The organism is Microcystis sp. M090S1 (assembly GCF_020246295.1).
GTDB classification, from domain to species: domain Bacteria; phylum Cyanobacteriota; class Cyanobacteriia; order Cyanobacteriales; family Microcystaceae; genus Microcystis; species Microcystis aeruginosa.
This window is the reverse complement of sequence record NZ_JADBTF010000260.1, coordinates 1-12,837: the sequence shown is the minus strand read 5'-3', so window position 1 is coordinate 12,837 and position 12,837 is coordinate 1. Positions and strand designations below refer to the sequence as shown.

At 39.9% G+C, this 12,837-nt stretch carries 11 protein-coding genes and 1 pseudogene; 5 read left to right on the top strand and 7 right to left on the bottom strand.

Translation table 11 applies throughout. From position 1 onward, the window contains the following. From IM477_RS11700 to IM477_RS11680, 5 genes and pseudogenes are all read left to right on the top strand, one after another. Positions 1-183: pseudogene (locus IM477_RS11700) on the top strand (hypothetical protein); the annotation flags it as partial. Positions 184-364: 181 nt separating this feature from the next. Further along, on the top strand, positions 365-796 hold the full coding sequence (locus IM477_RS11695; RefSeq protein ID WP_287731827.1) for a HEPN domain-containing protein: 432 nt from the start codon (positions 365-367) through the stop codon (positions 794-796). Positions 797-803: 7 nt separating this feature from the next. After that, positions 804-2,144 carry a KGGVGR-motif variant AAA ATPase gene (locus tag IM477_RS11690; protein WP_287731826.1) on the top strand — a complete coding sequence of 447 codons (1,341 nt, stop codon included), beginning with the start codon at positions 804-806 and terminating at the stop codon, positions 2,142-2,144. Between the two features lie 6 nt (positions 2,145-2,150). After that, entirely contained in the window at positions 2,151-3,647 is a 1,497-nt protein-coding gene (locus tag IM477_RS11685) for a P-loop ATPase, Sll1717 family (protein ID WP_012264671.1), read from the top strand. A gap of 155 nt (positions 3,648-3,802) precedes the next feature. After that, a complete protein-coding gene (locus IM477_RS11680) occupies positions 3,803-4,678 on the top strand; it encodes an N-acetylmuramoyl-L-alanine amidase-like domain-containing protein (RefSeq protein WP_287731825.1) in 876 nt (291 codons plus the stop codon). Positions 4,679-4,731: 53 nt separating this feature from the next. On the opposite strand, the gene IM477_RS11675 is transcribed toward IM477_RS11680, so the two are convergent. From IM477_RS11675 to IM477_RS11645, 7 genes are all read right to left on the bottom strand, one after another. Next, positions 4,732-5,907, bottom strand: a complete 1,176-nt coding sequence (locus IM477_RS11675; RefSeq protein WP_287731824.1) for a hybrid sensor histidine kinase/response regulator — start codon at positions 5,905-5,907, stop codon at positions 4,732-4,734. A 199-nt stretch (positions 5,908-6,106) separates the two neighbouring features. After that, entirely contained in the window at positions 6,107-6,553 is a 447-nt protein-coding gene (locus tag IM477_RS11670; protein WP_002758488.1) for a response regulator, read from the bottom strand. Next, on the bottom strand, positions 6,492-8,798 hold the full coding sequence (locus IM477_RS11665) for a sensor histidine kinase (protein ID WP_287731823.1): 2,307 nt from the start codon (positions 8,796-8,798) through the stop codon (positions 6,492-6,494). Before IM477_RS11665 ends, IM477_RS11670 begins: the two co-directional genes overlap by 62 nt. A 345-nt stretch (positions 8,799-9,143) precedes the next feature. After that, the gene (locus IM477_RS11660; RefSeq protein WP_287731822.1) at positions 9,144-9,425 is read right to left on the bottom strand and encodes a hypothetical protein; all 282 of its coding nucleotides are present in this window, start codon (positions 9,423-9,425) and stop codon (positions 9,144-9,146) included. Positions 9,426-9,715: 290 nt separating this feature from the next. After that, positions 9,716-9,997 carry a type II toxin-antitoxin system RelE/ParE family toxin gene (locus IM477_RS11655; RefSeq protein ID WP_079205923.1) on the bottom strand — a complete coding sequence of 94 codons (282 nt, stop codon included), beginning with the start codon at positions 9,995-9,997 and terminating at the stop codon, positions 9,716-9,718. Further along, positions 9,994-10,218, bottom strand: a complete 225-nt coding sequence (locus tag IM477_RS11650; protein ID WP_002784870.1) for a hypothetical protein — start codon at positions 10,216-10,218, stop codon at positions 9,994-9,996. The genes IM477_RS11655 and IM477_RS11650 overlap by 4 nt, the downstream gene beginning before the upstream one ends. A 152-nt stretch (positions 10,219-10,370) precedes the next feature. Continuing rightward, positions 10,371-12,422 carry a M3 family metallopeptidase gene (locus IM477_RS11645; protein WP_287731821.1) on the bottom strand — a complete coding sequence of 684 codons (2,052 nt, stop codon included), beginning with the start codon at positions 12,420-12,422 and terminating at the stop codon, positions 10,371-10,373. Positions 12,423-12,837 lie beyond the last annotated feature (415 nt).

Here is a 12,837-nt window from a genome sequence, read left to right as displayed (position 1 = left end):
GGAATAAACTTGGGAGAAGATTCTGTTCTCGGTTTTCATCTTGTAGGGATTCTTGCTTTTTCCCTATCTACCCAGATCTTTTTCTTTTTGGCAACCCTTGTCTTGTCAGGTTTTGACCCACTTGTGTCCGTCAGTCAGGTGTTTGCCGCTTACAAAGCCAGTTTAGGCTTTGTTTGGGCTTGAAATTTGTTTAAGTCCCAATAGGAGACAGCTTAATTATAGTCAGGAAATCAGGCAATAGTTTCAGAAAATTTGGCAAGTTTAGGTTGAAAAATCAACAACAAGGAAGTAAAGTTCTTAAAGTTTCGTTATGGTGGTAGAATTGGTTTATGGCTAAAAAGTTTTTATTTGATTCGATACGTCTATGACCGAGTTATTTGCTAGTGCAGCAGGCCGACATTTGCAAGATGCCAAAATTTTGCTGTCTAAAAACCGTTGGGACAATGCCATTTACCTAGCTGGTTATGTAGTAGAATGCGCTTTTAAGCTTTTAGTAGAACAGTATTTTAAAGATGATCAAAAAGCCGCTAAAAAATTCGGACATGATCTCAAGGAATTAGAAGGTAAAGCGAGGGAAAGATTAGGAATTCTCTATCCTCGTTTAGAGCAACAGTTACCAGTTTCTCGCATCCGGGGAACTGTCCTAGGGCAAAATCACCCAGAAAGAAGATATTATCAATCTGGATATTGGACTGAAGATCAGGCTAACTCGGCCGTTGAATGTGCTGAAGAAATTTATCGAGATATTATCCTCAGATTAGTGCTAAACGGTTATATTTCTAGTAAGGATATTTAAGATTCTGATGATTAGTTTTAGTGAAACTTTTGCTAGGGTAAGGGAATGCTTTCTGGATTCCAGTCTTGGTTCTCTTGTAGCCAAACTAAAATCCGTGATTATTATTCGTGATGTTGAGGGAAAAATTCGCTTATTTCTAGAGTTAACAGAGACAAACAAGATAGAATCAAACGAAGAAAATCATCTATCTACACTCCTGTCTGAAAAACTTGAGGATTACTATGGCCATGATATTTGGTGGCAAAAAGGAGAAGGAGATGCTTATAAAGCCCTGATTGATCTTATCATGAAGGAAAAAGTTGAGGCACCTTGGTTCGATGAATCGGCAAGCTTGAAATGGTATATTCTAGAACGTCATCTGGCTAAACAAGCATGGACAGAGAATAAAATTGGGCAGCAATTGCCCTGGGATTTTGAAAAAGTTGAAAAAGGATATAAACCAGCTATTGTCTCCTTTTTTTCCTTCAAAGGAGGAGTTGGTCGCACCACTACTATTGCCGCTACTGCCTTAACTTTAGCGCGGAATGGTCATCGAGTCGCTATAGTTGATCTTGATTTAGAAGCTCCCGGTCTGGCCACAATTTTTTCTGAGGATTTTGCCGATAATTCTGGTGTCATGGACTATTTGCTAGAAAAGAAAGTTCAAAAAGACAAATGGAAACTGAGTTTAAAAACTATTACTGACTTGTATTTGTTAGGAGATGAAGGTGAAATATTAAAATTGCTACCAGCAGGAAATGTGGATCAAAATTATTTAGAAAAATTGGCTCGTTTAGACTTTCAAAATATTGTCAATGGTCAACTACAAGGCATTTTAAAACAAATGCTAGAAGAAATAGAAAGGTTAAGCAGACCACTGGATTTTATTCTCATGGATGCAAGAGCAGGTTTTCATGATATTGGTGGTTTAGCTATTACTTATTTTTCCCATGCAGTGGTTATTTTTGGTACGGAATCTCGACAAAGTTGGGCAGGATTAACCCAAGTTATCCAACATTTAGCCCTATCTAACCCTGAGGATCCTTTACCATTAATTTTAGTTCATGCTCTCGCTCCATCTTTAGGAACAGTTGGCCGAGAAATAGAGTTACGAAAGTTTCGAGAAACCGCCTATACAATTTTCCAAGAAAAGTATGATAATTATACTGGTGAATCATTTGTCCCGATAGTTGTCCCTTACGATAATAGTCTGCGGGGGGATATTGCCCTCTTGACTCGTGACTCAACTCCAGAAGAAAAAGAGAGATTAGCAAATCTCGTGAAAGTTATGACCGATTCTCCTTATCAAACTATTGCTGAAAAGCTTTGTCAATTATTTGGACGTGATGTGATTATAAACAATCGGTAAAAAATTATGGCTGAATTCGATAAAAAAAAGTTACTGGAATTAATGAGAGAAATTGCTCCTGGAAAAGCAGCAGCCGAACAGGAAAGTGATAATGAAGAAGTATTTCTCAAAAATTTCTTGCCTGTGGTTGATTATAAACGGGCATTGGAACCAAGCATTTTATTAATTCAAGGTGGTCGGGGTGTGGGTAAAACAGAATTATTTCGTTTACTAGCCATTCCTTCTGGACGAGAAGCTTTAGTTAATAGTTTAAATATTCGAGGTCTTGCTCCTTTAAATCAGACCAGATGGATGGCAGGATTTGGTCGCACTCTCAAAACTGAAAAACGATTTCCGATACCAGAAATTATAGAAGAAGAAATGCAAAACGCTACTAATCTTGAATGGCGTAGTTTCTGGTTAGGATTGATTTTAGGTGTCATTTTACAGGAAAAAGAATCTGATATTGCCAGCATTATAGGTCAAGAATTAGATTCAAATATTACTACTATTCTTCAAAATAGGTTATCGCTTTTATCAGAATGGAGAATTTTAGTTAAAGATAATTTTGAACATCTAAATTATGTTCTTGACAAATTAGACGAACGATTAATTACTTCTGACCACTGGCTATTTATTACTTATGATGAATTAGATCGGTTATTGACTACTTATAATGCTCTAGCTAATCCGATTAGAGAATTATTAGCTTTTTGGCTCGATCGCTCTCGTCGTTGGGAGAGAATTCGACCAAAAATATTTCTTCGTACCGACCTATTTAGAGAGGAATTTTTGGGATTTCCTGATGCTTCTAAATTACAATCCCATCGGCTAGAATGGCGACCTTCTTGGCTCTATCAACTCTGGATTAAACGGTTAGCTAATTCGGCTCAAGAAATGAGAGACTATTTACAGATTATCCCTAATTTAATTTATGAAAGCTCAACCCAACTAGGATGGAATGTTAGAAGTGATGAACAATTATTTCAAGAATTAATCGAAATAATGATCGGTAAATATATGGGAGCTAGTCCTAAAAAAGGCATTACCTACCGATGGATACCTAATCATCTTCAGGATACTGGGGGTAGAATTGCTCCTCGCTCTTTTCTAAAATTATTCGACAAAGCGGCAGCCAAAAGATTAGAACATTTTGAAAGTTTTGAACAACTGACTGAGCTATACCTTCTACAACCCTCTGATCTCCAGAGTGCTTTAATGGATACTTCAGAGGATAGAATTAAAGAATTAGCACAGGAAGAATATCCTTGGTTAGAATCTCTAAAAACTAAGTTAAAAGGGTTAGAAGCTCCTATATTAAAAGAAACTTTTTTAGAGGCTGTGCGCTCAACTCACTGGAGTACTGAAAAACAACCTCCTGTTAAGGAACCTGAAGAAATTATGCAATATCTAATACAATTGGGTGTGGTGGAAAGTCTCCTCGATGGTCGAATTAATATACCTGAAATTTATCTATATGGGTTTCAAGTTAAACGTCGTGGTGGGGTTAAACGTCCTCAATAACTTGAGGATATCGACAATAATTTTATGTAGAATAAATAGTAAAATACATGAAGCAATAATAACTAACATTGGCAGATTTTAACAGTTGATAACTCCGATAGTTAATGTGTATTAGTCGGTGATAAACCCTTATTATTTTCAGTAATCGATCGACAATGTTTTTTAATTGGATAACTTTACCCTATTTATTAATTAATCCTGTTTTAATTCCCTTGAGTATAGCTCGATCGGAAACTATTCTTGCTCAAGAAGTAAGCGATCCTAATTATCAAAAACTGGTGCAGTACGCCCAAAATACACAACTCGATCGCCTAGCCATGGCTGATATAATCCAGAATATCGCCGCTCAATTTTTAGGAGCAAAATATCAAGCAGGATTACTCGATCGCTCTCCTACAGAAAAATTATTTATCTCTTTAAAAGAGTTTGATTGTGTCCTCTTTGTGGAAACAGTTCTCGCTTTGAGTCACAATTTTGCTTTAAAAAATTATCAGTATTCTGCTTTTAGTCAGCAGGTTTTAAATCAGCGTTATCGCCACGGTATTCTCGACGGTTATTGTAGTCGCCTGCATTACTTTTCCGATTGGATTAATGACAACAAAAAACGAGGCAATCTAGAAAATATTACTCACAAATTAGGTGGAATTACTCTTGACAAAAAGCTCAACTTTATCAGCAAAAACCGCCATCTATATCCCCAGTTAAAAACTCAAAGTAATTACGATTGTATTCAACAGTTAGAACGGCAATTAGAAAGCTTATCCTTAACCTATATTCCCACCGCTAAGATTAAAGATATTTATCCACAACTGCAAGCTGGCGATATTATCGGTGTCGTGACTAATATCGCTGGTTTAGATACCACCCATACCGGTCTAGTTTATCGCTTTGCCGATGGCAAAATTGGCTTAATTCATGCCTCTCCTGCTGGTCAAGTTACCATTGCTAAAGACCTAGAAAAATATATCACTAAAGTGGACAAAGCCATCGGTATTTTTGTCGTTCGTTCCCTTGATCCAAGAAATAGGTAGATAGGGAGCGAGGGCAGCATAAAAAAAATTGTGGTTCCACCCTATTGTTCATCTCAATTTAGGTGTTCAATGTCGGTAATAATCGGTAAAATCACCGTTATCTTTGTGCCTTTTCCTTCCTCACTTTCCAGGTAAATTTGTCCTTTGTGCGCTTCCACACAGCGTCCGACAATGGCTAATCCTAATCCCGTTCCTTGAATATTATCGACATTGCTACCGCGATAAAAAGGTTTAAATAAATTTTCTTTATCTTTGCTGGGAATACCAATTCCTCGATCGACAATTTTAAAGACTACCTGCTCGGATTCGACAATAATCTTAAATTCTACGGGGTTGCCTTGGGGTGAATATTTGAGAGCATTTCCCAGTAAATTTGTCAAGATATGTTTAATTAAATTTATATCCCAAAGTCCTCTTTCTAAGCTGCCCTCAATTTGGAAAATAATTGCTAATTGCGGCTCCGGCTTAACCGTAAAAGATTCTACCAATTTCTGACAATAATCCAGCAAATCCACTGGATCAAATTGACAGTATAATCTCCCGGAATCGGCCCGGCCAATTAATAACACTTCTGTGAGCAATTGATCCATGTCTTTAATGGCCGATCGAATCATGCGAAAATAGCTAACTTGCTGATCTTTTGTCAACCGATCGCGACTTTCTTCTAATAATCCAGCCGAGAGTAAAATTTTATTTAAAGGATTGCGAAAATCGTGGGATAACATGGAAACAAATTCAGTTTTTAACTGATTTAATTCCTGAGCTTTTTCCAGTTGATTAGTGCGTTCAATCACGCTCATTTTTAAAGCTTCGTTCGATTCTCGTAAAGCTTCCTCCATCTGTTTTCGCTCGATCGCATAACATAGCGATCGAGTTAAAATTTCTAAACTTACTTCTCTTTTAATTAAATAATCCTGCGCTCCCTGACGCAGTGCTTGCAAGGCCAAATTATCATCATTAGTATTAGTTAAAACCACGATCGGCAATTTCGGAGCCGTAATCAAAAGGGGAGCTAAGGATTCCAAACCCTGACTATCTGGTAAAGTTAGATCTAATAAAATTACATCAAAATCTGTTTGTTGTAACAAAGAAATAGCCTCGGATAATCTTGACACATTAACCAGATGAAATTCTTTTTTTTCATTACCCTTAAGAATTTCCTTTAATAATCGAGCTTCGGCTAAATTATCCTCGATTAAAAGAACTTTTATATCCTGCGAGAGTCCCATTTTTTAATCAAGAGTTAAAGAGATTTGGGAGGTTAGGGATTTGGGAGGTTAGGGATTGGGAAGTGGGGAGGTGGGGAGGTGGGGGAATTTCAACTAAAACCCTAAAACCCTAACACCCTAACACCCTAACACCCCCCGCAACGCGCACGTAGTGACCACCCTGTCTCTTGCCTCCTGATAACTGATAACTGATAATGATTCACTCCCCGGGTAAAGTAGCGGTTTCTAACCAAAAAGCCTCGATATTTTTGACAATTTTGAACAAATCGTTGAGATTGCGCGACTTGGTTATATAACAATTAACGTGCAGTTCATAGCTATAAAAAATATCCTCCTCGTTGCGAGAAGTGGTTAAAACCACCACAGGAATTCTTTTTAAACTGGGATCGTTTTTGATTTCCGCTAATACCTCCCGTCCGTCTTTTCTGGGTAAATTCAGATCGAGAAGAATCAGATTAGGACGGGGAGAATCGAGATACTCCCCTTCTCGACGCAGATAATCCATAGCGTTGACACCATCCCTAACGATAACTAATTCGTGCGGGACGGTGCTAGTTTTTAATGCCTCTTGGATGAGGCGAATATCAGCTTTGCTGTCCTCCACTAATAAGATAATTTTGTGTGGCACGTCCTCGCCAGCGCTCACGCTCGTCACCTCCTAGGGGAATTGTAAAACAGAAAACCGCTCCTTTACCTAATTGGGATTCTACCCAAATTCGTCCGCGATGACACTCGATTACTTTCTTACAAATCGCTAAACCCATACCTGTGCCGGGGTACTCGTCGCGGGTGTGCAGTCGTTGGAAAATCACGAAAATGCGTTCGGAAAATCGGGGATCGATACCAATTCCATTATCGGTGACAGAGAACAGCCATTCCTCCTCTTGACGTTGGGCAGCAATATGAATAGTGGGAGTTGCTTTTCCCCGGAATTTAATGGCATTACCGATGAGATTTTGGAACAATTGCATTAACTGGGTTTTATCTGCCATGATAATTGGCAAAGGATCAACGGTGATCATAGCCTGACTTTCCTGAATTCTTCCTTTCAGGTTAGCGAGAGCTTTTTCCAGTGCCAGATTAGCATCGATGGTATTAAACTCTACCGCCTGCATATCCACTTTCGAGTAAGCCAGCACATCATCTATTAATGTTTGCATCAAACTGACACCTTCGACGGCAAAAGTAATAAATTCTTTAGCATCTTCGTCCAGTTCTTCGGTGTAGCGCATTTCTAGCAACTGCACATAGTTGGCGACTTGATTGAGGGGTTCCTGTAAATCGTGGGAAGCGACGTAGGCGAATTTTTTTAATTCGGCGTTCGATAGTTCCAAATCCCGCGCTAAACGGGCCAATTCATCGGCTTGTTTTAAGATGATATTGACGATCGCTTTTCGTAATTCTAGTGCGGCGTTGATTTCTACTGCTTTCCAGGGTAAAGATTTGAGGCGAACGGTTTCTTTCCAGAGGGAGAAAGATTTACGCGGACAGAGACGAATATCACCATCTATGGCAGTCGTTTCGATCGCTTTAGCAGGATCACCACCCCAGTTCACGGTTTGAATTACTTCCGGACGAAACCAGAGGAGATAATTACGTTTAGAAATGGGAATTGCTAGTAAACCACTGGCAATGTCTTTAAACTTACCCGCATCGGCATAAATTCGCGGTAAGGAATTGGTATAGTAAACATCTTCATGGACGTTTTTTTCTAGCCAAGTAATCAGATAATTTAGTTCTTCTTCGCTCGGTGTTACTCCAATTAAGGTATAGTTACCACCTAAGCAAATAGCGGCTCCTGTAGCTTTAGTTAGATCGAGCAGATTCGGTTTATGGGCAATTAATCCATCAATAAAGTTATTAGCTTCAGCCATATAATCGATTAACTGCGATTGCACAAAGCTTGATTTTACTCGATAGTCATAATCCTCGGTTTCTTCCCGTGCCGATATTTCCGAAAAAATTACCCTTCCTAAGAACTCACAAGCTTTACGGAGTTCGTAGGGTACATATTTGGGGGTGCGGTGATGACAGGCAATAATCCCCCAGAGACGTTTATTTTCAATCAGAGAAATGGTTAGAGATGCTCCCACTCCCATATTATGCAGATATTCTAAATGACAGGGAGAAGCACTTCTAAGACTGGACAGGGTTAAATTTAAGGGTTGTTGGGTTTCGGGATGAAGACTAGGCACTAGATCGACGGGTTCAGAGGTAGCATCGGGAATCTGTCGAATCCAATTAGCACTTAATAAATTTCGTGCCGGGAGAGGGATATCGGAAGCGGGATAACGTAAACCGAGATAGGGTTCTAGTTGCTCTATTTTGTCTTCTGCTATCACATCACCGTTATCTTCTTCGTCGAATTTGTATAACATAACTCGATCGAATCCTGTCATTTTTCGCACTTCTTTAACGATGATATTACAGAAATCTTTCAGGCTACGGGTAGCTTCAAGTTTATCGATCGAAGTTTTGGCTAGGTGATAGAATCTCAGGAAAGGAATGTTTTCATAGGAAATAGCTGGTTCTAACTCTAAAATCAGCATTTGTTCGGCGTTGCGGTGGAAAATAGCATCAAAGACGGCAAAATCATCCCCTTTAACCCGCGCCCAAATTTTGGAGGGATTGATAGCATCAAAATCGTTATTTTCTATGGCTGATTTTAGAGGATCGATCTGAAAGGGATCGAAGATTTCCTCTAGGGTTTTACCGATAATTTCCCCCGGAGAAATCCCCAATAAACTGCGGCTATTACTGCTAGTTTGACTGACTTTTAGCTCCGGTTCGCTGAGAACTAAAAGCACCCCGTGCGGTTGAATTCGGTTATAGAGATGGATCGGTTCCCGTTCGAGCGAAGTTGGGTTAATTGTCTCGGTTATAACTTCCATGTGTATTGCCCCCAGAGGATTTTTGCCAAGTGGAAAACTCTTTGTTTATTAAAACTATTTCTTCTAACTTTCAGGAGGCGATCAAGAATAAATTTACTTCTCTTAATACTAGGCCATCAAAAGTAATAAAACTTTAATTAATCAGTTATCTATCGATCGAGCAGTTCTGTTCAGTTCCCTTTATTATAATCAGTTTTTCTCTGAGAATCTAGGGTAATTTGTTAAGAATTAAGATTTAATGTTACAAGGGACAGATAATTCTTAATAAAAATATATGGTAGGGTGTGTTAGCGAAGCGTAACACACCAAAATCTAAGATTTAAATATGATAGCAACCCTTTTTTGTTAATTACCTGGAGGTAAAATTTTGAACATTTCTGCAAGCTTATAACTATTTACAAGGAGACTAATTGGCGGATTAATCTTTTGTGCTTTTTCTGGAACTATTTTTGTGAAAAATTCCCATAACTTTTGGGATATATTGTTCTTGGTTTCCTTATCTTCACCTTCGACTTCATTAATTCCCACCTCGGTGAGGGTAGCCAAAATTTCCTTGCGAAGACCATTATAGCCAACGATGTAAAATTTGTTAAGAGCTTCCAGGACTTCATTTAATTTAATCAGCAAAAATTGTTTAAACTTTGCACGGCTACAACTTGCATTTTTTACTCAAGGACAATAATATAGTTTAAGAGTCATAATTTAGTTTTTGGTGCGTTACTACTGGATTGTTTCAGCAGTTAAGTTAAGTAGGGTGCGTTAGGCAATCCCTTGTTTTTAGGGAAAAAATCAAGAGCTAAATATTGCCGTAACGCACCACAAAGAAAGGTTTTTGGTGCGTTAGCGTAGCGTAACGCACCCTACTGGACTGACTGTGATTATACAATTGATAAGAAAGAACAAATTAAAGAGATAAATTAGTAAACTTGATCGTGTTTTCCAATATCGACTATAACAATTAAAGTTTCTCCTGAATCAGTATCTTTACGAAAAGTAAAAATAATACGGCAATCATAACTAACAGAACATGACCAATAACCTTCTAATCTACCTGTCAGCTTATGAGATTTTAAAGAAGGAGTGAAGGGGTTATCCGCTAACAAATGTAGAACCTCTGATACCTTGCTTTGTAGTTGAGGATTTTTGCTGATTAAGCGTTGAAAAGCTCTTTTAAAGCTTTTGTCAGCAACTAATTTCATTCTTCTTCATCCTCTAACAAATAAGCCATTATCTCTTCAGCACTGCCTTTTTTTGCTGTTCCCATTGCTAAAGATTTTAAGGTTTCTTCGCCATTTTTAGCCATCTCCTCCCGGCGTTTCTCAATGCGTCTTTTACGAATTAGCTCAAACAAATAATCTTGGTCTTCAATGGATAGACTCTCTACCGATTCGATAATATCTTGAAAAAATGCGATACTCATTACAGTTTCCTCCTGTTAGTTAACTTTTTTTTCCTGATATGTTATCACAATATATTCAAGTAGGGTGCGTCAGACAATCCCTTGTTTTTAGGGAAAAAATCAAGAGCTAAATATTGCCGTAACGCACCACAAAGAAAAGTGTTTGGTTACTTTTATAAGCCGCTATGACGGAGGAGAGGTTCGGTACTAGGTTCGCGACCCCGGAAAGCTTTAAAAACATTCATAGGATGGGAACTTCCCCCCATAGCTAAGACAGTATCGCGAAAACGGCGACCGATCGCTTTCACTGCTTCTTCGTTATCTAATCCCACTTCCTCGAAAGCGGCAAAAGCATCGGCACTGAGGACTTCTGCCCATTTATAACTATAGTAACCCGCCGCATAACCGCCAGCGAAAATATGCCCAAAAGAACACAAGAAAGCATCTTCCGGCAGGGGAGGAATTATCGTCGTCGTTGCCGCTAAACGCTGTCTGACTTGTTTAGGAGTTTCGCCGCCATTGGGTTGATAACGATGGTGTAATTCCAAATCTACTAAAGACAAATGTAACTGACGCAGCATAGCCGAACCGCTCATATAATTCTTAGCTAGAAGCAGTTTTTGATAGTAATGTTCGGGGAGAGTTGCGCCGGTTTCGTAGTGTTTGGCCATACTCATTAAAGTAGGGCGATCATAACACCAATTTTCCATAAATTGACTGGGCAATTCCACCGCATCCCACTCAACGTTATTAATACCCGCCGCGCCAGAATAATCCACAGTGGTTAACATATGCTGTAAACCGTGGCCAAATTCGTGAAATAGGGTAGTTACCTCCTCAAAGGTCATTAAACTGGGGTTTCCGTCCACTGGAGGCGTTTGATTGCAGATTAAATAAGCCACAGGTAAACGCACCTCGGCACCGGTTTTGGCGCGACCGATACAGACATCCATCCAAGCACCGCCGCGTTTTTCGGCGGGACGACTGTAGGCATCGAGGTAGAAATAGGCGATTTTTTCGCCCTTTTCGTCGTTAATCTGGAAATAACGCACATCGGGATGCCAGATAGGTGCTTTACCGTCGGCGGCGATAATTTCTACCCCAAAAATCCGTTTAGCGAGGCTAAATATGCCTTCTAAAACCCGTGGTAGGGGGAAATAGGGGCGTAATTCCTCGGCACTAAAGTTAAACTTGGCCTGACGCTGTTTTTCTGACCAATAGGCTATATCCCAATGCTTGAGATCGTCGGTTCCGGCAAAAGTTTTTAGGGCCTCTAAATCCTGTTTTGCCGCTTCATAGCTTACTTGGCGTAAATTGTCAAGCAATTTCTCGATTTCATCCACAGAATTGGCCATTTTCCTGGCAAGACTGACCTCGGCGTAGGTACTATAACCTAAAAGATGGGCCTGTTCCTGACGAAGTTGCAAAATGCGATCGATTAAGGGATTATTATCCAATTCTCCCAGATCGGCCCGACTAACGTAGGCTTTATAGAGTTTTTCCCGCAATTCCCGATCATCGCTGTACTTCATAAAGGGGAAATAACTGGGAAAATCGAGGGTAATCACCCAGGGGCCGGTTTCGTTGCTGGCGTTAGTTTCTCCTTGGGTGCGGGCGGTTTGGGCGGCTAAACTGAGGAGACTAGGGGGTAAACCGGCGCTATCTTCTGGGGTTGTTAGTTTTAGTTGGAAAGCTTTGGTGGCATCGAGGATGTTATTAGAAAATTTCGTGGTGATTTCCGCTAATTCCAGTTGAATCGCGTTAAATCTGTCTTTTTTCTCCCCTACCAATCCCACCCCGGCCAATTGAGCATCCCGCAGGGAAGCTTCGACAATGCGCTGTTGTGCCTCGTCTAATTGCCCCCAGCTTTCCCCTTGACGCAGGGACGAGAATGCCTCATAAATGGGTTTACTTTGGCTTAAACGGCTAATAAACTCGACTACCTGTGGTTGTACGGTTTCGTAAGCTTGACGCAATTCCGGGCTATTTTTTACCCCCATCAGATGACCGATAATCCCCCAACTCCAGCTTAAACGTTCTTCGATCCGGGTGAGGGGTTCGACCAATTTTTCCCAGGTGGGGATAATCTGCGCTTCTAGATCGGTTAATTCTCTGGCCAGTTCCTGTAAAAGTTGCGTCATCCCAGGGACAATCAGGCCGGGTTGGATTTGGTCAAAAGCCGGTAATCCTTGACCGGCAAGCAGCGGGTTACTGGTGTTCGTCATAATTTTTGGTCTGGAAGGGTGAGTAATCTGTATCTTTTACTACCCTAACCCAAATCCCCGACCATCTATCCGGGCGATCAATGGCTGGAGCTTTTTCAGTGGGGTGTGGGGTGTGGGGTGTGGGGTGTAGGGTGTGGGAAGAATAAATAAAAATAATCTCCTGACTCCTGACTCCTGACTCTTGACTCCTATCTCTTGACTCCTGACTTCTAACCCAACGTGGGACAAAGATAAGTAAAATTTATTGATTGACTGCAAAAACTTGAGAATATTTAAATTAACATTCCGCAATATTTACAAATTCTTAAGAATTAATTGAGAAAGATTTTTATTTAACAACGATGTTACAATGGTTACAGCGATTTTACTGAATTTCATAATGGGTTATTCTGTGCTTTTTTGGGCAGCAATGGTT